This is a genomic window from Hyalangium versicolor, assembly GCF_020103695.1.
GTDB lineage: Bacteria > Myxococcota > Myxococcia > Myxococcales > Myxococcaceae > Hyalangium > Hyalangium versicolor.
Window position 1 is genome coordinate 27,227 of record NZ_JAHXBF010000014.1, and the last position, 18,827, is coordinate 46,053.

Annotated in this window: 13 protein-coding genes; 3 read left to right on the forward strand and 10 right to left on the reverse strand. The window is 67.8% G+C overall.

Annotated features, from left to right (window positions below; genetic code table 11):
• The first annotated feature begins 192 nt into the window (after positions 1 to 192).
• On the forward strand, positions 193 to 2,949 hold the full coding sequence (locus KY501_RS27560; protein WP_373691644.1) for an AbfB domain-containing protein: 2,757 nt from the start codon (positions 193 to 195) through the stop codon (positions 2,947 to 2,949).
• 135 nt (positions 2,950 to 3,084) lie between these two features.
• Here KY501_RS27560 and KY501_RS27565 read toward each other — a convergent pair whose 3' ends face one another.
• From KY501_RS27565 to KY501_RS27580, 4 genes are read right to left on the reverse strand one after another with little or no spacing between them, the layout of a single operon-like run.
• On the reverse strand, positions 3,085 to 6,180 hold the full coding sequence (locus KY501_RS27565) for an ELWxxDGT repeat protein (protein ID WP_224366444.1): 3,096 nt from the start codon (positions 6,178 to 6,180) through the stop codon (positions 3,085 to 3,087).
• Positions 6,181 to 6,236: 56 nt separating this feature from the next.
• Positions 6,237 to 6,842, reverse strand: coding sequence for an anthranilate synthase component II (locus KY501_RS27570; protein WP_224366445.1), 606 nt, complete (start codon positions 6,840 to 6,842; stop codon positions 6,237 to 6,239).
• Positions 6,832 to 8,334: an aminodeoxychorismate synthase component I gene (pabB, locus tag KY501_RS27575; protein WP_224366446.1), complete on the reverse strand. Its 1,503-nt coding sequence runs from the start codon at positions 8,332 to 8,334 to the stop codon at positions 6,832 to 6,834. The genes KY501_RS27570 and pabB overlap by 11 nt, the downstream gene beginning before the upstream one ends.
• Positions 8,331 to 9,215 carry an aminotransferase class IV gene (locus KY501_RS27580; RefSeq protein WP_224366447.1) on the reverse strand — a complete coding sequence of 295 codons (885 nt, stop codon included), beginning with the start codon at positions 9,213 to 9,215 and terminating at the stop codon, positions 8,331 to 8,333. The genes pabB and KY501_RS27580 overlap by 4 nt, the downstream gene beginning before the upstream one ends.
• 45 nt (positions 9,216 to 9,260) lie before the next feature.
• Here KY501_RS27580 and KY501_RS27585 point away from each other — a divergent pair, with 45 nt between their 5' ends.
• A complete protein-coding gene (locus KY501_RS27585; protein ID WP_224366448.1) occupies positions 9,261 to 10,166 on the forward strand; it encodes an alpha-ketoglutarate-dependent dioxygenase AlkB in 906 nt (301 codons plus the stop codon).
• A 16-nt stretch (positions 10,167 to 10,182) separates the two neighbouring features.
• Here the strand turns inward: KY501_RS27585 and KY501_RS27590 are convergent, their stop codons facing one another.
• From KY501_RS27590 to KY501_RS27600, 3 genes are all read right to left on the reverse strand, one after another.
• A complete protein-coding gene (locus KY501_RS27590; protein WP_224366449.1) occupies positions 10,183 to 12,936 on the reverse strand; it encodes a M16 family metallopeptidase in 2,754 nt (917 codons plus the stop codon).
• A 67-nt stretch (positions 12,937 to 13,003) separates the two neighbouring features.
• Complete coding sequence (locus KY501_RS27595) at positions 13,004 to 14,629, reverse strand: hypothetical protein (RefSeq protein ID WP_224366450.1); 1,626 nt, start codon at positions 14,627 to 14,629, stop codon at positions 13,004 to 13,006.
• A 72-nt stretch (positions 14,630 to 14,701) separates the two neighbouring features.
• Complete coding sequence (locus KY501_RS27600) at positions 14,702 to 15,883, reverse strand: AI-2E family transporter (protein WP_224366451.1); 1,182 nt, start codon at positions 15,881 to 15,883, stop codon at positions 14,702 to 14,704.
• Between the two features lie 103 nt (positions 15,884 to 15,986).
• On the opposite strand from KY501_RS27600, the gene KY501_RS27605 reads away from it, so the two are divergent.
• Positions 15,987 to 16,484, forward strand: coding sequence for a hypothetical protein (locus KY501_RS27605; RefSeq protein ID WP_224366452.1), 498 nt, complete (start codon positions 15,987 to 15,989; stop codon positions 16,482 to 16,484).
• Between the two features lie 16 nt (positions 16,485 to 16,500).
• Here the strand turns inward: KY501_RS27605 and KY501_RS27610 are convergent, their stop codons facing one another.
• Genes KY501_RS27610 through KY501_RS27620 form a run of 3 tightly spaced genes read right to left on the reverse strand, consistent with a single transcriptional unit; the run spans position 16,501 to position 18,661 of the window.
• Positions 16,501 to 16,614 (reverse strand): aminopeptidase, encoded by a 114-nt coding sequence (locus KY501_RS27610; RefSeq protein ID WP_224366453.1) that lies wholly within the window; start codon positions 16,612 to 16,614, stop codon positions 16,501 to 16,503.
• A gap of 31 nt (positions 16,615 to 16,645) precedes the next feature.
• Positions 16,646 to 17,980 carry a DmpA family aminopeptidase gene (locus KY501_RS27615; RefSeq protein WP_373691645.1) on the reverse strand — a complete coding sequence of 445 codons (1,335 nt, stop codon included), beginning with the start codon at positions 17,978 to 17,980 and terminating at the stop codon, positions 16,646 to 16,648.
• Between the two features lie 33 nt (positions 17,981 to 18,013).
• Positions 18,014 to 18,661, reverse strand: coding sequence for a TetR/AcrR family transcriptional regulator (locus KY501_RS27620; protein WP_224366455.1), 648 nt, complete (start codon positions 18,659 to 18,661; stop codon positions 18,014 to 18,016).
• Positions 18,662 to 18,827: the final 166 nt, after the last annotated feature.

Sequence of the window (18,827 nt, forward strand, 5' to 3'; positions counted from 1 at the left end):
CTACGGAACTCCTCGCGGTGGCACGGGGCGGTGACCACCCGTGGGATCTCACTTCCCAATACCGGACAGAAGGCGGAGCGTTTCCCACTCCTTGGGAAAACCCATTTAAATCGGATTAACCTCTTAAAAGGAACAATCCGCCGTAAAAGAAAAACTGAAGACGCTGGCCACCCCTGTCACGGAGAGCACTGGATGGAGTCTCGAACCGTTGTCTGTACTGGTGGGAAGTGGATGGGCTTGCTGCTGTGCGGCGCCCTGCTCACCCACCCCTGGGCCGCGGAGGCGGCATGGGCGCTGAAGACGCCGCCGCTGTCCACACCGTGGACTTCGCAGGCGACCCCCGCCAACGCTCTGCCCGAATATCCCCGCCCGCAGATGGTGCGCGCCGACTGGCAGAACCTCAACGGTGAGTGGCAGTTCGCCAATGCCACCGCCTCGCAGACACCTCCGTTCGGGCAGAACCTGTCCGAGAGCGTGCTGGTGCCATTTCCCATCGAATCCGGCATCTCGGGCATCCAGCGCCACCAGGATCGCATGTGGTACCGCCGCACCTTCACCGTGCCCTCGGGCTGGAGCGGGCGCCGCGTGCAGCTCCAGTTCGGCGCGGTGGACTGGGAGGCCAAGGTCTACGTCAACGGCCAGCTCGTCGGCACGCACCAGGGTGGGTTTGACAGCTTCGGCTTCGACATCACGGATCGCCTGAACGGAGGCACCAACGAGCTGATCGTCGGCGTGTACGATCCCACGGACTCCGGGGGGCAGCCGATTGGCAAGCAGCGCCACACCCCGAACTCCATCTGGTACACCGCCGCCTCGGGCATCTGGCAGACGGTGTGGCTCGAGCCGACTCCATCCGCTCGGATCACCCGGCTGGACATGACGCCGGATGTGACCGGCAAGGTGCTGAAGCTGACGGTGCAGGCCACGGGCCTCAGCGGCCAGACGGTGGAGGCCGTGGCGTTCGACGGCAGCGTGCAGGTGGGCTCCATCACGGGCAGCGCGGGCACTGAACTCCGCATCCCGGTGCCGACCCCCAAGCTGTGGTCCCCCGAGAGCCCCTTCCTTTACGACCTGCGCGTGTCGCTCAAGAGCGGCAGCACCACGGTCGATCAGGTGACGAGCTACTTCGGCATGCGCTCCATCGGCCTGAAGCTCGTGGCTGGCGTGGTGCGCCCGGTGCTCAACGGGCAGTTCGTGTTCCAGCTCGGCACGCTCGATCAGGGCTACTGGCCGGACGGCATCTACACCGCCCCCACGGATGCGGCGCTGAAGTTCGACATCCAGAAGCACAAGGACCTCGGCTACAACATGATTCGCAAGCACATCAAGGTCGAGCCTCAGCGCTGGTACTACTGGGCTGACAAGCTGGGCCTCCTGGTGTGGCAGGACATGCCCAGCATGGGCAGTTCCCCCTCGACGGCGGCAAAGACGCAGTTCGAACTCGAGATGCGCGAGCTGGTGGATGAGCACCGCAGCGCCACTTCGATCGTGCAGTGGGTGGTGCAGAACGAGGGCTGGGGCCAGTACGACCAGGCGCGCCTGGCGGATCTGGTGAAGAGCTGGGATCCCACCCGGCTCGTCGACAACATGAGCGGCATCAACTGCTGCGGGGCCGTCGACGGCGGCAATGGAGATGTGGCGGACTGGCACGTCTATGTCGGCCCCGGCTCTCCGCCGCCCTCGGGGGCGCGCGCCTCCGTGCTGGGCGAGTTCGGCGGCCTGGGCCTGCGCGTCACCGGCCACGAGTGGAGCCCCGGCAATGGCTTCGGCTACGAGATGATGAGCAGCGCCGCGGCGCTGACCAGCCGCTACGTGGGGCTCGTCCAGCAGACCCAGACCTTGATGAGCAACCCGGGTCTGAGCGCCTCCGTCTACACCGAGATCACCGACGTGGAGAACGAGGTCAACGGCATGCTGACCTACGATCGGGCCATCGTGAAGCCGGACGCCACGCAGGTGAAGGCGGCCCATGACACCCTGATCGCCGCCTCCCGGCTGCTCAACAACCAGGGGCCGCTGCCGGTCAACCAGTTCCGGTCGCTCCAGGTGATGACGCCGGGCTACACCAACCGCTACTTGCGCCACATCACCAGCCTGGGTGTCACCGAGGTGGTCACTGCCACCAGCGATGGCACCCTCAAGCAGGATGCGACCTTCAAGATCGTCGCGGGCCTGGCTGACTCCGCCTGCTACTCCTTCGAGTCGCGCAACTATCCTGGCAGCTACCTGCGCCACTCCGCCTCTCGCATCCGCCGGGACGCGCGCGATGGCACGGCGCTCTTCGACCAGGACGCCACCTTCTGCGCCCGGGCCGCGCTCGATGGCTCCGGCAACTTCTCGCTCGAGTCGAAGAACCTGCCGGGCTCGTACGTGCGCCACAGGAACGCCGAGGTCTGGGTCGATGCCTTCCAGGACACCACGGGCTTCCGGCAGGACGCGACCTGGGCCGTGGCACCGCCGTGGTGGAAGAGCGGAGTGACCTTGACGGCCAACACCTACCAGTCGTTCCAGGTGGTGACGCCGGGCTACACCAACCGCTACGCGCGCCACTACAACAGCCTGGGCGTCACCGAGGTGGTGAGCAGCGCCAGCGATAGCCTCCTCAAGCAGGACTCGACCTTCAAGATCGTGGCGGGCCTGGCGGATGGCAGCTGCTACTCCTTCGAGTCGCGCAACTACCCGGGCAGCTACCTGCGGCACTCCAGCTCTCGCATCCGCAGGGACGCACGGGATGGGTCCACGCTCTTCGATCAGGACGCCACCTTCTGCGCCCAACCCGGACGGTACGGCTCGGGAGTCTCGTTCGAGTCCTTCAACTACCCCGGTCACTACATCCGCCACTACAGCGCCGAGCTGTGGAGCGCGGACGGCACCGGCGGAACCTGGAACACCGCCTCCGGCTTCGATGCGGATACCAGCTGGAGCGTGGTCTCTCCCTGGGCTCCCTGACCTGTATCCAGTGCGTCCGGTAGGACTCAGCTCCGGACACGAACCACACACGGCACTCGTGACCTCCCCACACCGGGGGCTGGGGAGCGACCCCGGAGAGCAACGCTGCTCTCCGGGATCGGGCACTACCCTCTTCTACCGGGATTCATCCGCGGAGTTCGTCCGGCCGGCACGAGCCTTCCTCCCGAAGCGCCATCCCGGACGCATCGAGGCAAGCGAGAGGAGCAGCAGCCCCCAGCCCGCCCCCGCTCCTGCGCCCAGACTCGAGGTGCAGCCACAGCCGCTGTCCTCTCCTTCATCGTCGGGAGCGGCCACCTGGTCCAACCTGACCGTCACGGTGAAGCTGCACTGCGCCGTGTTGCCCGCGCTGTCCGTGGCCGTCACCGTCACCTGCGTGTCGCCCGGAGCAAAGTGAGTCCCCGAAGCCTGGCTGTAGACCAGCGTCGGCGAGCCCCCCTCGTCGCTGGCCGTGGCGGCCGGGTACTGCACGGTCGCGCCCTGGGCATCGAGCGTCGTCTCCGTCACGTTGCCAGGGCAGCGCACCGTGGGCGGAGTGCGATCCACCGAAGTCGGCAGTGGCACGGCCCGAGGCTCGCGGCCATAGGCGGCATCTCCCGCGTGGAAGAAGAGCTGTCCTCCCACCACCGCGAACCCCGTGGGGGACGAGGAATCCGGACCCGGGATCAGATCCGCATATCGGAAGGTGCCCGCCGTCGTGCCGTCCGTCGCCCAGAGCTCCACGCCGCCGGCCTCATCCGATCCAGCGAAGACGGCCAGGCCCCGATCATCCAGCGTCAGCAGCTCGAACGGGGCGTTGAACTCCTCATCGCTGGTGTTGATGCGAATGCTGCTGCGGGCTCCCGGCACGAGGTCCGTCACCCGCTCCGTACCGGCCTCAGTACCGTCCGTCCTCCACAGCTCGAAGCCGTGGGCATCGTCCCGAGCCGTGAACAGTACCCGGTTGCCCAGCGCCTTGAAGCCAATGCCGAAGGACGGATCGCTCCCGGGCGCGATGTCCTTGAGGATCCGGGTGCCCTCCGTGGTCCCGTCGCTCACCCAGGGCTCGAAGCCGTGAGCGTCGTCCCGAGCCATGAAGTAGATCTTACCGTTCGCCCAGGTGGGGGAGAACACCTCATCCAGCCCGTTGCGAACCAGCACCGTCCCGGCGGCGGTGCCGTCAGTCTTCCACAGCGCCTCGCCCTCATCGGTCTCGTTCGTCACGAAGTACAAGCTGTTACCGCCGACGAAGAGGCCCTCCACCTCCGCATTCGTCACCTTCACCGTGCCGGCAGCCGTGCCATCCGTCTTCCACAGCTCTCCGTTGGAGTCCGCGTCATTGGCGGCGAAGAACAGGGTCCCATTGAACACCGTGAAGTCTGACGGGTTGCTGTTGCCATTGCCGGGCACCAGATCCCGAACCAGCACCGTGCCAATCTCGGTGCCATCGCTCTTCCAAAGTTCCCACCCAGCACTGTCACGCGCTGCGAAATAGAGGCTGCCCGCGAACTCCGCCAGTCCGGAGGGAAAACCGCCCTCTGTGCCGGGAACGAATTCCTTCACCATCACCGTGCCAGCCGCCGTGCCGTCACTCTTCCACAGCTCGGTGCCATGAGTGCCATCGTCCACGGAGAAGAAGAGCGTGGAGCCCACGCGCGCGGCGCTCCTCACCTGGTCGATGAAACTCCGGAGCAGCACCGTGCCCCCTGCCGTCCCGTCACTCACCCACAGCGAGACGCCACTGTCTTCCCGCGCCTGGAAGAAGATCTTGCTGCCCACCACCGCCGTCAGCGGGTACTGCGCGAGCTGAGAACCCTTCGTTCCAGGCCGGACGCTGCCCAGCGCAACCGTCCCCGTAGAAGTGCCGTCCGTGCGAAACGCCGTGGCTTTCTGCTCGGGGCTCAGCAGTTCGACGAGCGTCGTCGTTCCCAGGGGTACCGCGGGCCTCTGAAAGTAGGTGGAGATACTGCTCCACTCTCCGGGTCGCTCCGCGAGCAGCTGGGTACCCGCCTCGGTGCCGTCGCTGATCCAAAGGCCGGTCCGCCCCGCCCCCGGAGCCGCTACGAGGAGGAGTCGCCCGTTCACGCGCCCCACGGGCGAGGCGTAGCTGGAGTCCGGCCCCGGGAACAGATCCTTGACCCGGCTCGTCCCCGCAACGGTTCCATCGCTCTTCCACAGCTCCAGGCCGGCATCATCGTCGCTACCGAAGAACAGCGTCCCCCCCACTGCCTCCATCCAATATGGAGAGTAGTCCGCGAGCTTCACGGTGCCAGGCTCCGTCCCATCCGTCTTCCAGAGACCGCCTTGGGTATCCATGAAGAGCTGTGTCCCCACGGCAGTCAGGTCGTTAATCGACACACTCAGCGTGGTGACAAGCACCGTTCCCGCAACGGTTCCGTCGGTCTTCCACAGCTCATGGTTGAAATCGCCCGCGGCGAAGTAGAGCGACTGCCCCAGTTGCACCGGCAGCCCCGGAGAGCCATCGTTCGAGGCGGAGTACAGATCCTTGAGGAGCACCGTGCCCGCAGCCGTGCCATCCGTCTTCCACAGCACCGCACCCAGATCGGAGTCATCGGCCACGAAGGTCACGGAGTTGCCCAGAGGCACGAGGCGCGAGCTGAAATAGGCTGCCGTGGCCGGCAGCAGGTTCTGGATGGAGACGGTGCCCGCCTCCGTGCCATCGCTCTTCCACAGCTTCTCGGCGTGGAAGAAGTAGAGCGATCCACCCGCGCTCACCAGCGAGCTGAAGGTGTCGTCATCCGGCTCCTGCGCGTTGGGGAGGAACTTGACCACCACGGTGCCCGCCTCCGTGCCATCCGTCTTCAGCAGGGCGTTCACCCCGAATTCGAGCTCCGCGCCGAAGTAGATCGCTCCGTTGAACGGGGTGAAGTCCCTCGGACGCGAGGACCATGTCCCCGGCGCGAGATCCTTCACGAGGGTGGTTCCCGCCTCGGTGCCGTCTGTCCTCCACAGCTCCTCACCGGTGAGTTCCTCCTCCAGCGCGACGAGCGTTCCGCCCGTGGGCAAGGGCACCGCCGCGTTGGCCCCCCTGTGGAGCCGGGGGAACTCCTGAGCCTCCGTCTGGATGTCCTTGAGAAGCGCGGGTCCCTCCACATGCTGCTGCGTGGTGGCCCTCGTGAACTTCATGGACTGTCCTTGTGACTCGGAGCAGCCCGCCAGCCCCACCATCGCCCCCGCAATGAGCATCGCGGAGACCTGGCTTGTCCTCTTCATGATGTTCCCCCTCTTCGGTTGATGACGACGCCATCGAAAACGCCATCCCATCACAGCTACCTCCGCTTCCCCTCCAGGAAGTTTCGAAGCAGCCGCTGACCGTTCCGCGTGCCGATGGATTCGGGATGGAACTGGAGTCCGACAATTGGGAACTCTCTGTGAACCACGCCCATGATGAGCCCCTCGTCCGTGGACGCCGTCACCCCCAGTGAGGCCGGCAGTGTGGCAGGATCGATCACGAGCGAGTGGTAGCGCATCACCTCCAGCGGGCTCTCCAATCCCGCGAAGAGGCCCTCGCCGTCATGGCGGATCCGGCTTGTCTTGCCATGCATCACTCTCGGCGCGCGGATGACACGGCCTCCAAAGGCCACGCCGATGCCCTGGTGCCCGAGGCACACGCCCAACAGGGGGATTCTCCGTCCGAGCGTGAGGATGACGTCGCGGCAGATTCCGAACCACGCCGGCTCCTCGGGGTTGCCCGGACCGGGCGAGATGATGAGGTGGGTGGGGTTCTCTCGAGCGATGGCGTCGACGCTGGTCCGATCGTTTCGCACCACCTTCGCCTCGACGCCCGTCAACTCTCCCAGCGACTGGTACAGGTTGTAGACGAACGAGTCGTAGTTATCGATGAGGACGATCCGGGGCCGGGACTCACCGCTCATGGGCGATCTCCAGCGCCAGCACCAGCCCGTGCGCCTTGTCGAGCGTCTCCTGATACTCGTCCTCCGGAATCGAGTCGGCGACGATCGCTCCGCCCGTGTGGAAGCTGACGCGCTGCCCCTGCTTGAGCACCGTGCGGATGATGATGCTCAAGTCCACCGCGCCTTCGAAGTCGAAGTAGCCGATGCTCCCGGAGTAGACGCCTCGCCGGGAGGGCTCCAGCCGCGAGATGATCTTCATCGCCTCGATCTTCGGAGCCCCCGTCATGGAGCCGCCCGGGAAGGCCGCGCGCAACAGGTCCACCGCGTCAAACTCCGGGCGCAGCCTGCCCCGCACCGTGGAGACCAACTGGTGCGTCATCGGGAACGTCTCCACCTCGCAGAGGCGGGGTACCCGCACGGTGCCGAACTCGCAGACCCGGCCCAGATCGTTCCGCGCCAGATCGACGATCATCAGGTTCTCGGCCCGATCCTTCTCGCTGGTCTCGAGCTCCTCGCGGAGCGCGGCGTCCTCATCGGGAGAGGACCCCCGAGGCCTCGTGCCCTTGATGGGGCGCGTCTCTACCCAACGCTCGCGATCCAATGAAAGGAATCGCTCCGGCGAGGCGGAGAGCACCTCGCCCTCGGGGAGGCGCATGTACGCAGCCATGGGCGCCTCGTGGACCGCTCGGAGGACGCGGTACAGCGCCTCACCCGAGCCTGCGTACGCGGCATCGAAGCGCTGGGTCAGGCAGACCTCGAAGACGTCTCCGGCATGGATGTGCTCCAACACTTCGTAGACCGTCTCCAGGTAGCGATTGCGATCGAGGAAGGGCCGGATGCCGTTCTCGGCGAGGTGTTGCTCCAACAGGCGGGGGCGTTGGGCCAGGCGGGCCTTGCGCCGCTGGATGTACTCGGCCGCTCCAGGACGGGTCGCCAGAGGTGGGCACGTGGCCAGCCGCCGCAACATGTCCCCGAGTTCGCGATCCGCCCGCCGCGAGGCCTCGCCGGACGTGTTCCCGAAGCCGTTGGCGAGGACCCAGCTCGTGCCCTCCAGGTGGTCGGTGGCCAGCACGGCGCCGCAGAACATCAGGCACGCGTCGGGCAGTCCCAGGTTCTCCTCGCCGGGAGAGGGAATGGACTCCAGCGCATGGAACAGCTCGTAGCCGAGGTAGCCCACGGCGCCCCCCAGGAACGGAGGAAGCCCGGAGGTCCACTGGGACGATGGGGAGCGGTAGCGCGCCAGCAGCGCCTTCAACGCCTCGGACGGCTCACCCGGCAGCAGTTGGAGTTCCCCTGGGGGCCCGGCCCGGCAGGTCGCGCCCTGAGCCTGGAAGACCAGGAAGGGATTGGCGCAGAGGAAGGAGTATCGGCTCTGGGCAGAGGGCCTGCCTGGACTCTCCAACAGGCACAGGTACGGCTGATCCGCGAAGCCGGGCAGCGCCTCGTATGGGTGGATGGCAGAGGAGAGCTTCTGCACCCGCAGGCTGCGCTGGAATGGCCCCTCCGAGTTCATTCCCCGCCTCCTTTCTGTGCGACGTCAGCAGTGCGCTGCCGGTAGAGCCCGTGCAGACGCTGATACACAGGGCCCGGCCTCCCCGCCCCGATCCGAGCCTGATCGATGCGAACCACGGGCAGCAACTCCGCCAGCGAGCTCGTGACGAAGACCTCTTCCGCCTCCGAGAGCGTGCTGGTTGGAAGCGGCTCCTCCAGTACCTTCAAGCCGTTCGCCCGTGCGAGTGACAGGACCTCGGCCCGGGTGATGCCGGGAAGGCACACGGTCCGCGGCGGAGTCACGAGCGCTCCGCCCACCACCGCGAACAGGTTGGAGACCGTACCTTCGGTGATGTGGCCCGCGCCGTCGACGAAGAAGCCTTCCTGGACACCACGACGGGAGAGCTCCGGCCGCGCGACCACCGTGTGCTGGTAGCTCGTCGACTTGAGCGTGGGCGGAGGATGTACCTGGGTGGGCCGGACCCAGAGCACCGTGGCGGCGATGCCATCCGTGTACGAGGCCTCGGGATAGGTCCGCAGTGGCAGCGCCGCGATGAGTACCGTGGGCACCTCGCAGCCCGCAGGATCCAACCCGCGCGTGCTCACCCCTCGTGTCACGGTGATGCGCAGATAGGCCTCGGGCAGCTTCGCGCGAGCGAACGTCTCCAGCACCCGGGCTTGCAGCTCGGACCTCGGGGGCGCGCCACGGATGGCCAGCTCCGCCAGCCCTTCCTCCAGCCGCGCCAGGTGCTCGTCCAACCGGAAGGGCACGCCTCCATAGGTGCGCAGGGTCTCGAAGAGCCCATCCCCATAGAGAAAGCCGTGATCGAACGCCGGCACGGTGGCCTGCGCGGGCGGGACGAAGGCCCCGTTCACATAGACACAGCCTTCCGTCGATCCCATGGCGCTCCCAGCATGCCACGGACTCCTGTGATAAGGGCCTCGGCAATGGCCCCTCCTCGCCGTCCCGGTCGCGCTCTCGCCTTGAAGGCCCGCCAGCGCACACCAGGCCACCATTACAACGGGAGCTTCCTCTCAGCCGCGGACCGCGCCGAGGTGATCTCCTGGCTCACCACTCTGAAACCCCTGTGGGAAGAGCGCTACTCCAAGCACTTCCCTCCCCCGCCGGGCCAGACGCAGCGCCGGCTGCTGCGCCCCGTGTACTGGCTGGGCAACTGGCAGTTCGCCTGCCTCGACTACTACCGCCCGCCCAAGGGCGTGAAGGACCGCTGCGTCCGGGCCGAGCCCTTCCCTCCCGTGCTCCAGCGCCAGGTGGAGAAGATCGAGGCGCTCGCGCGCCGCATGTTCCGAGGGCCGGACATGCCCGCACGCTGGCACCTCAACACGTGCCTGGTGAACTTCTACGGCAACCGGCTGGAGGATGGGCGTTGGGTGGACACCGCGCGCGTGGGCGAGCACAAGGACTTCGAGCCGGGCCCCGTGGCCTCGCTGTCCCTGGGCGAGCGAGCCCTCATCCAGTTCGTCACCTCCACCCGGCCGGGCGAGCGGGACGCGGTGGTGCTCGAGCAGTGGCTGGATGACGGCGCGCTGGAACTCTTCGGAGGCGCGCAGTGGAAGGAGCAGACCTTCCACCGTGTGCAGCGGGTGGACACGCGCGAGGGCCATGTCCTGCCGCCCGAGCTGCCCGACTTCCAGACCCGGCGCGTGAACCTCACCTTCCGCTACGTACCAGACGAGCACGTGACGCCCTTCGCGGCGCTCGCGCGCGAGGCCCGCGAGGACGTGCGCCCCTACATGCGCACGCTGGCCGAGGGCAGCCCCTTCTTCCGTGCAGAGCTGGCCCGCGAGAAGCCCGAGCCCGAGAGTGCTCCCCCCGCGGGCACTCCGAGCTGAACGAGCGCCCTGCGCTTCACGGGAAGGCCGCCTGAGCCGCCTTCCGCGCCTGGGCCTCGTCGCCGACGATGCCCACCACCAGCCGCTCCGTGCAGGCAGCGAACTCCTTCCGCAGATCGGCTGACGTCACGGCCTGGAGGAGAGCCGGCCGTCGCGTGATGGCCTCCGCATCCCAGCCCAACACGCGCGAGTCCAACACCGCATCCACCCAAGCCCACGAGGTCGTGAGCGACACGGCCTGCTCCGCCAGCAACCGGCTCCGAGCGCCCTCCAGCTCCGCGGCGGGCACGCCCTCGCGGGCATATGCCGCCATCACCGAGCGCATCGCCGTCATCGAGGCACTCAGCTGGGAGTCCTCCACCACGCCCTCCAGCAACAGGTAGGCCGCGCCACCACGAGCCACTGACACCCGAGTCTGGAAGCCATAGGTGGCGCCCATCTGCTCGCGCACCTGGCGCCACAGGTGCCGCCTCATCACCTCGGCCATCAGCCCGTAACGAGCCGCGGCCTCAGCCGTCACCTCCGGCAACCGGCAAGCGAGCTGCACATGGCCCTGCGTCGCTCCCGGGCGCGGAGTGAAGAGCAACTCCGGCTTCGCAGTGGGTGCCGGCATCGCCGGGAGCGGTGGCGCCTCCACCGGAGCGCCCTTGCTGCCCCAGCCGCCCAGATACTGCTGCACCAGCGGCAGGACCTGCTGGGGCTCGAACTCGCCGGAGATCACCGCGACCGCGTTCGCGGGGCGATGTACCTGAGAGAGCCAGCCCTCCACATCCGACTGCGTCACCTGCTCCAGCTCCTCGAACGAGGTGGAGTGGCCATAGGGGTGCTCGCCGTAGAGGGCCCGCTGAAGCGCCCGCTCCGCCTTCGCCTCGGGGTCGGCATCCAGCGCCTTGCGCCAGGGCATGACGTTCTCGCGATAGACGCGCAGGGCTTCGTTCTCGGTGCCCGTGCTGGACAACCGCTCGGACATGATCGCCAGCATGTTGCCCACGTTGCCCGCCGCGCCCTCGACCCCATAGCGCAGGTGATCGCGGTAGAGCCGCGTGAAGCTGCGCAGGCCGTAGTCTCCCGGGCTTCCCTCGTAACTCGACTTGGGGAAGGAGACCCACTCGGTCACCTCGGCCACTCCCTGCTTCCCGCTCACCTCGCCCCCACCCAGCATCACTCCCACGCTCACCAACGGCATCCCAGGCCGCGGCACCAGCAACACCTCCATGCCGTTGCCCAGGCGCATCGAGGTGATCGGCACAGGGGTCGTGAGCGCCGCGGGCAGCGGGCCCTGGGGCCGCACCGCGGTCTCCTCATCGGGCGGCAGCCCCTGAACGGCGGCCAGGGCAGGCACACCGCTCTCCCCCGGCTTCACCAACACCACGCGCGCCCGGTCGCGCTGCAACCAGTGGTAGGCGAAGCTGGTCACCTTGGAGCCATCGAGCGCCTCCAGCGCCGTCTGGGTGCTTCCATAGGCGAGCGCATCAAGGGTGTAATGGGTGAGCTCGGCCCGGCGTATGGCGCGGCCCAGCAGATCCTGCGAATCCAGCGCCATGCCCACCGTGACGTTGCGGTGCATCCGCTGGAAGTCGAGCTGCCGGGTGAGCACATCCCTGGCGGCCAGGGCCGTGTCCCACACGGAGTACACCTGATCCAGCACCGTCTCCGCCGACTTGTCCGGGTGGGCTCCCGAGATCAGCACCACCCGCACCAACAGCATCGAGGCGCGTGTGCCCGGAATCAGCTCGCTGCTGATGCCCGCGATGTCGCCGTCATGCAGCATCGCCCGGCCGAGCGCGACGGAGAGGCTGGAGCGCACGAACTCCTGCACCACGCTCGCCTCGTCGAAACCGCGCGGCAGCACCCAGCTCAGGTACAGCTCGGGTGAAGGGAGCGCGGCCTCGTGGGCGATCAGCTTCGAGGCCTTGGGGGCCAGGGGAGGCTCGGGAGCTGGCTGCGGCAGCCGGGGACTCACCGCCAGGGGGAGTCCACTGCCGTACCAGGACTCGGGCAGGTGCTCCTTCAGCAGCGCCTCCATGGCCTCCAGATCCACGTCGCCAGTGATGACCAGCGTCACGTTGTCGGGCTGGTAGTGCTTGCGCACGAAGCGCTGGGCATCCGCGAGGGTGATCCGCGAGAGCGAGCCATGGGTTCCAATGACGGGCCGCGCGTACGGATGGTCCGCGGGGAAGGACGCCGCCTGGACCCACTCGAAGACCTGCCCGACGTAGCCCGTCTCGTTACCCTCGCGCAGCTCGTTGCGCACCACCTCGCGCTCCACGGTGAACACCTCCTCGGTGATCCCCTGGAGCGGAGTGCTCAATCGCTGGGCCTCGAGGTGCAGCAACTCCGGCAAGGACTCGCGCGGCACGAGCGTCTCGTAGCGGGTGTAATCCATGCCGGTGAAGGCGTTGAACCGGCCCGCGCCCGCCCGCTCCAGCCGCGTCCACATCGAGGCGCTGCCCTCGTGCCGCGACCGGAAGGCCAGGTGCTCCACCATGTGCGCGAGGCCTTCCCTGCCCGCCGGATCGCCCGAACTCCCCGTGCCCACCAGCGCCACTACCGCCACCACTGGAGCGCGCCGGTCCTCCTCGACCACGACACGCAGGCCCGAGGGGAGCTTGAAGTCCCTCAACGGGAAGTTCACATCGCGCATCACGACGGTGCCCCGAGCGGGCAGCATCGTGGCGCACGCGGACAGGGACAGGGCCAACAGCGCGAGCAGCCCCATGACGGCGCGAGGGCGCTCGGAGCGAGCGGACACCAAGTGGGACCTGGGCATGCGGTGACACTTCCCACACACCCTGGTGGCCTGCCAATCCCCTCCAGCGGCGCCTGCCGCAGGGGGCTCAGAACGACGCGGTCAAGCCCCAGCGGATGTCGATGTGCTGCTCGGAGGCCACGCCCCCCTGCTCCCAGCCGACCCGCGCGCCCGCGCCGGTGAAGGTGTCCTTCACGGTGGTGTACCGGCCGCGCACCGAGTAGCCCAGCGGGCCCCACACCTCACCGGCCAGGCCCAGCTCCCCGAACCAGCCGGCGCTCGACACCTCGGTGCCCAGATCCCGCACCTCGAGTTCCAGCTCACCCTCATCGGCGGTGAGGCTCTTGCCAGCCTTGGGGCCGATGAAGAACTGCCCGCCGCCCTCCACGCGCAGCCAGTGGCGCAACGGCACGGAGAACTCCAGCCCCGCCGACGGGTGCATCCGGTGCGAGCCCGTGAGCGCAACCTGCGCCTTCTGATCCACCTCGAAGGCCCGGCTCAGCAGGCCTCCGCGAAAGCCCGCGTACGCCAGCCTCGGGCGCTCGACCGTGCCCATGTTGAAGTAGTAGCGGTACAGGAGCATGCCGGTGATGACCGTGTCGGTGGCCACCACGCTCCGGGTGGGCGTCTCTCCCGAATCCGTCGTCACCTTCACCTGCGTCTCCGAGTAGCCCTGCTGGTAGCCCGCCACCAGACCCAGGCCGCGCAACGCATTGCCCGAACGAGCCAGCGGCAGCAATTCGATCTGACCGGTCAGCCCCAGGTAGGGCACTCCGGACTTGAAGTCGATCGTGTCGCCCGTCTGGTTCTCCTCGGGGCGGCTGTCGAACTCGGCGCAAGACTTGGAGCCCGGCCGGGCGCAGTACGTGCGCCACGTGGTGGTGCCCCCCAGGAACAGGTGGATGAAGGGGGGATGTCGGTGCTTGTCCTCGGCATCCAGCCTCGTCTGGCTCGCCGCGGCCGCGACGACCGGCTTCGTGGAAGTGTGGGACTCGTCATCGACGGACTTGGGCGTCTCCTCGGGCTCCAGGGACGGCTTCTCCGGAGTCGAGTCCACGGGCGCATCAGCGGAGCTCGTCGCAGGAGGCGTGGCTGGCGGCTTCGTCTCGGCGGGTGCGGCGTCCGAGGGGGGCGGCTTCGCAGCAATGGGTTCGGGCGGCGACGGGCTGGCGGATGGAGGCGGAGTGACCGCGACGGGCGGAGACGGCTCAGGCGTGGAGGGCGTCGGAGGCGTGGCGGGCTCCGTAGGAGGCGGCGTCACAGCCGGAGGCGGCTTGGCGGCCGTGGCGGCAATGCCCGCGACGAGCCTGCGCGCCTCGCTCGCGGACATCTTCCCGCGCTGGAGCTTGACGCTCTTGGTCCACAACTCCCGGCCATCCGAGCCCTGCACCTGGATCTCCAGGGTGCGCCCGGCCGTGGCGGTCACCACCGCGGTCAGCCCGAGCCCGGGGGCCACCTGCGCAATGCCATCGGCCGTCTGGGCGGCGGCGCCCTTCAGGCCCGCCTTGCTGGCGGCGGCCGTGTACTTCTTGAGCGGGACGACCTCGACCTGCTTGCCCTTCTTGAGGCCCGTCTCCACCTGGTTGCGCAGCGCACCGCGCTTGTCACCCTCGAAGTCGAGGACCACGACGCGGGGTTTGGCCGCCTTCTGGGCCAACGCCGCGTGAGAAGTCAGCACCAAGGCCAGGGCCAGCACCGCGCCCCACCGACTCATCCATCGTCCCATGGACATCATCTGAACTGGGAGGTTCACCCAGCCCACACCCGATGTCCACAACCACACGCATCAGGTCTCGATGGGAGACGCTGCGAGGGAGGGAGCCGCCTCCAGGACCGCGGGAGCCAGGATGGGCGTGGCCTCCATGGCCGAGGGGGCTGGGGTGGCGGTGGCGGGCGGCTCGCCGGGGTTCTCGAACACCGCCGGCTGCGTCAGCCCCAGGAAGTCGCGCCGGTAGATGCGCACCATGGCCATGAAGAAGGCGGCGATGAGCGGGCCCACCAGCATCCCCATCATCCCGAACACCGCGACCCCGCCGAACATGGAGAGGAAGACGATCAGGGGGTGCAGGGCCATGCGCGAGCCGCACAGCCGGGGCCGGATGAAGTTGTCGACGGTACCCACCACCAGGGAGCCCCAGGCGGCCAGGAAGAGGGCATCGCTCGTCTTGCCGGACAGGAACAGCAGGAGACTGATGGGGACCCAGACCAGGCCCGTGCCCACCACCGGAACGAGCGCGGCGATGACCATGGCGGCGCCCCACACCACCGCATGGGGCACACCGGCGATCAGCAGACCCACCAGCCCCACGGCGCCCTGGACGAGCGCGGTGACGGTGTTGCCATAGACGATGGCGTAGCCCACGTCGGTGAACTCACGCGAGAAGTGCTGGATGTAGCGCCGCTCCAGCGGAACCAGGCGGATGGCCTCGGCATAGAGGCGGCGCCCGTCCAGGAAGAAGTAGTACATGGCCACCGTCATGAGGAACAGGTTGACCACGAACTCGGAGCCCATCCCCACCGCGTGCTTGATGACGGTGGCGCTCCCGGTGGCGGCCGACAGCAGGCCCTTCTCCATCTCCGAGCCCACGGACTCCGAGCGCACATAGCGGCTCAGCCCCCGAGGCAGGTTGGTGATCAGTTCCTGGCGAACATCCACCCGCTCGAGGACGGCCGGGAGGTTGGTCGCGAGCTGGAAGAGTTCACGGCCCACCAGCCAGCCCACCCCGGCCAGCGGCACGAGGATGAGGAGGAAGACGGTGAGCGTGGAGAGCAGGGCACTGAGCCCCTTGCGCCCCTTCAACCGCCGGCACAGGAAGTCCTGGATCGGTAAGAAGAGAACGACGAGAAAGCCGCCCAGGAGCACAGGCATCACAAAGGGCAGCAAGATGCGAGAGAACAGCACCACCGCGAGAGCAAACAGCCCCGCGAACACGAAATTGGACCAGCGCTTCGAATCGGCCGCCGACACGCCCCACCACCCTTGAGCCCCACGGCTCCCCACCCGCCAAGAACAACGTAGGAATGCTCCCCATCTCGGGGAAGTACCGACTCCCTTGCCAAGGAAACGAGCTATGACTTCTGGACGCTTCTGGGTGATCGCCACCACGCTCGCGAGCACCGCGGTGGCCGTGGCCATCGGCTGTGGCGAAGACGGCGCGCCCTGCACGGCGTGCCCCTCGATCGAGGGACGCTACCCGCTGGAGTTCGCTGCGGGCTCCCTCCCGGCCGAATGCACTTCACTGGGGGTGACACTGCCGAAGGGACCGCTGGAAATCCAGCACACCGGCAGCCAGCTCAACGCGACGCTGGACGCGGTGGGGCTGCAGGGCACGCTCTTCCAGAACTACAGCTTCACCTTGCTGGGGAGCCAGTCGGCGACCGATGGGGGCACCACCCAGTTCAGCCTCTCGGGGACCTACATTCCCGGCAGAGCCGACGGCGGCACGGATGGCGGCACGGGGCAGCTCTCCGGCTCCTTCACGGGCACCTACACCCGGCCCTCTGCTCAGGGGACGGCGCGTTGCTCCCTGGTGCGCGCCTACACGGCCACCCAGAACGGGCAGCCGTGAATCGGGCGCAGGGGGCCTACTTCTTCTTGGCAGCCTCTTTGGCGGCGGCCTTGTGCTTCTTCATGCGCTTCTTCCACGCCTGACGGTTCTTCATCTGCACACGGCGGTGCTTGCTCTTGCTACGGGCCATTCAAGTGACTCCTGGGTGATGAAAGGGAGCGCTACGTATCAGAAGACCCCCCGGGAGCGGAACCCTCCGCTTCATCGGGGGCGGGCCTTGTGGGGTAAGGGATACCCTCGGCCCCTCGGACGGCGGTCGGCAGGGCCTCGGCCAGACGGACCTCGCCCTCCTTGTCGGCGTCCACGGGCTTCTCTCGCGAGGCGGGGGCGCTGCTCTGCTGGGGGCGCTTCTTCACCGAGGCGAAGATGGGGCGGCAGGCGTCCACGAAGCGCCGGACCTCGTCCAGCGGCAGGGCCGGGCAGTAGTTGTCGTTTACGCCCTTCATAGGCTCGGCCATGCACATGGAGTTGAGGATGGCCTCCTCGGTGGCCTCCATGACGGCCTCGTAGAGGGGGTCCAGCCGCTGGTCCAGGAGGATCTTCAGCTTGTAGACCATCTTCTGGGTGCGCCGGGGGATGATGTTGGCAGTGGAGAAGCCGACGATGATCTCCCCCGAGCCGTGCGCCGCGTAGCTGCCGACCCGGCCGATGCCCAGGGAGACGCGCTTGCACAGGCGGTTGATCTGGTGGCTGAGCAGGGGGGCGTCCGTGGCCACGACGGCGATGATGGAGCCGTAGGTCTGCCCGCGCCGGGGGGTGTCCTTGAACTTCTCGGCGAGCACCTCGCCCACGGGGAGGCCGCCCACGCGCAGGTTGTGCATCTTGCCGAAGTTGGACATCACCAGGACGCCCAGGGTGTAACCGCCCAGGGCCTCGGGGAGCTTGCGCGAGGCGGTGCCGATACCGCCCTTGAAGTCGCACGTCACCATGCCGGTGCCGCCGCCCACATTGCCCTCGGCGACCGGGCCGGCCTTGGCGTTGTTGATGGCCTCGATGACGTGGTGATCGCGCACGTGGCGGCCGGAGATGTCGTTGAGCCAGCTGTCGTCGCACTCGCCGACGATGGGGATGATGACGTCGTGCTCGTCGCCGATGCCGGGGTAGCGCTCGACCAGATAGCGCGCCACGCCATCGGACACGGCACCCACGGCCATGGTGTTGGTGAGCATGAGGGGGGTCTCCACGAGCCCCCACTCCATGAGCTGCGTCATGCCGGAAACTTCGCCGGCGCCGTTGAGGACGAAGCCGCCGCCGTTCATCCGCTCCATGAAGATGTTGCCGTTGTTGGGGAGGATGGCGGTGACGCCGGTGCGCACGGGGCCGTGGCCTGGGCGCAGGGGGCCCTCGCCGCGGATGATGGTGCTGTGGCCGACCAGCACACCGTCCACATCGGTGATGGCGTTGTACTTGCCGGGCTTGAAGCGGCCCAGGGGCAGCCCCAGCTCGCGAGCGCGGACGCGTGGCACGGTCAGTTCCAGTTGGCGCTGAGACGACATGGGGATGGGACGCTAGTCCACCCCGGGGCGGGGTCAACCGTTCTGGGGCCTGACGCGCAGACCGTCCAACAACAGGCGGGTCTGGGCCACGGCCTGAGCCTCGGGGTCCAAGGAGCCGTTGCCCATGGGTTCGAGGACCCCGTCGACCAGCAACGAGGCCAGTCCGTGGACCAGGGACCAGGACGCCATGGCCAGTAAGAGCGTATCTCCGGAGCGCAGCACGCCTGCCTGCTGGCCTTCGGTGAGGCACTGCAGCAGCAGGCCGAAGCCATGACCGCCCTCGGTGCTCATGCTCTCGTGCTCGGCGGGACGGGCGAAGTGCGGGCCGAACATGACTCGGAAGTGCGAGGGGTTCTGCACGGCGAAGAGGACATAGGCGACGCCGCAGGCAATCAAGCGCTCGGCGGGGTCTGTCTCTCGGTCCATGCGCTCGCGCATCTGGGCGGCCATGGAGCGAAAGCCCTCCTCGGCGACGGCGGCCAACAGGGCCTCTTTGTCGGCGAAGTGCCGGTAGGGAGCGGCGTGAGTGACACCGGCACGCCGAGCCACCTCACGCAGAGTGAGAGCACTGAAACCCTCCTCGGAGATGAGGGCCAGGGACGCGTCGATGAGGGCGCGGCGCAGGTCTCCGTGGTGATAGCGGGCCTTGGATTGCGAACTCGTCTTCTTCGGGACGGCCACGGCGGTTCTCCTCGTACGAGAAGCTAATACCGAACGCACGAGAAGTAACCAGCGACAACATGCACTTGAAGCACCGCGTCAAGGCCTGCGCAAGTGACGGGGGGACCCGCACCGAGACGAGGGACCCGCGACCTGTGTCCCCCGAAATGTGGGCCCCTGCCCTTCC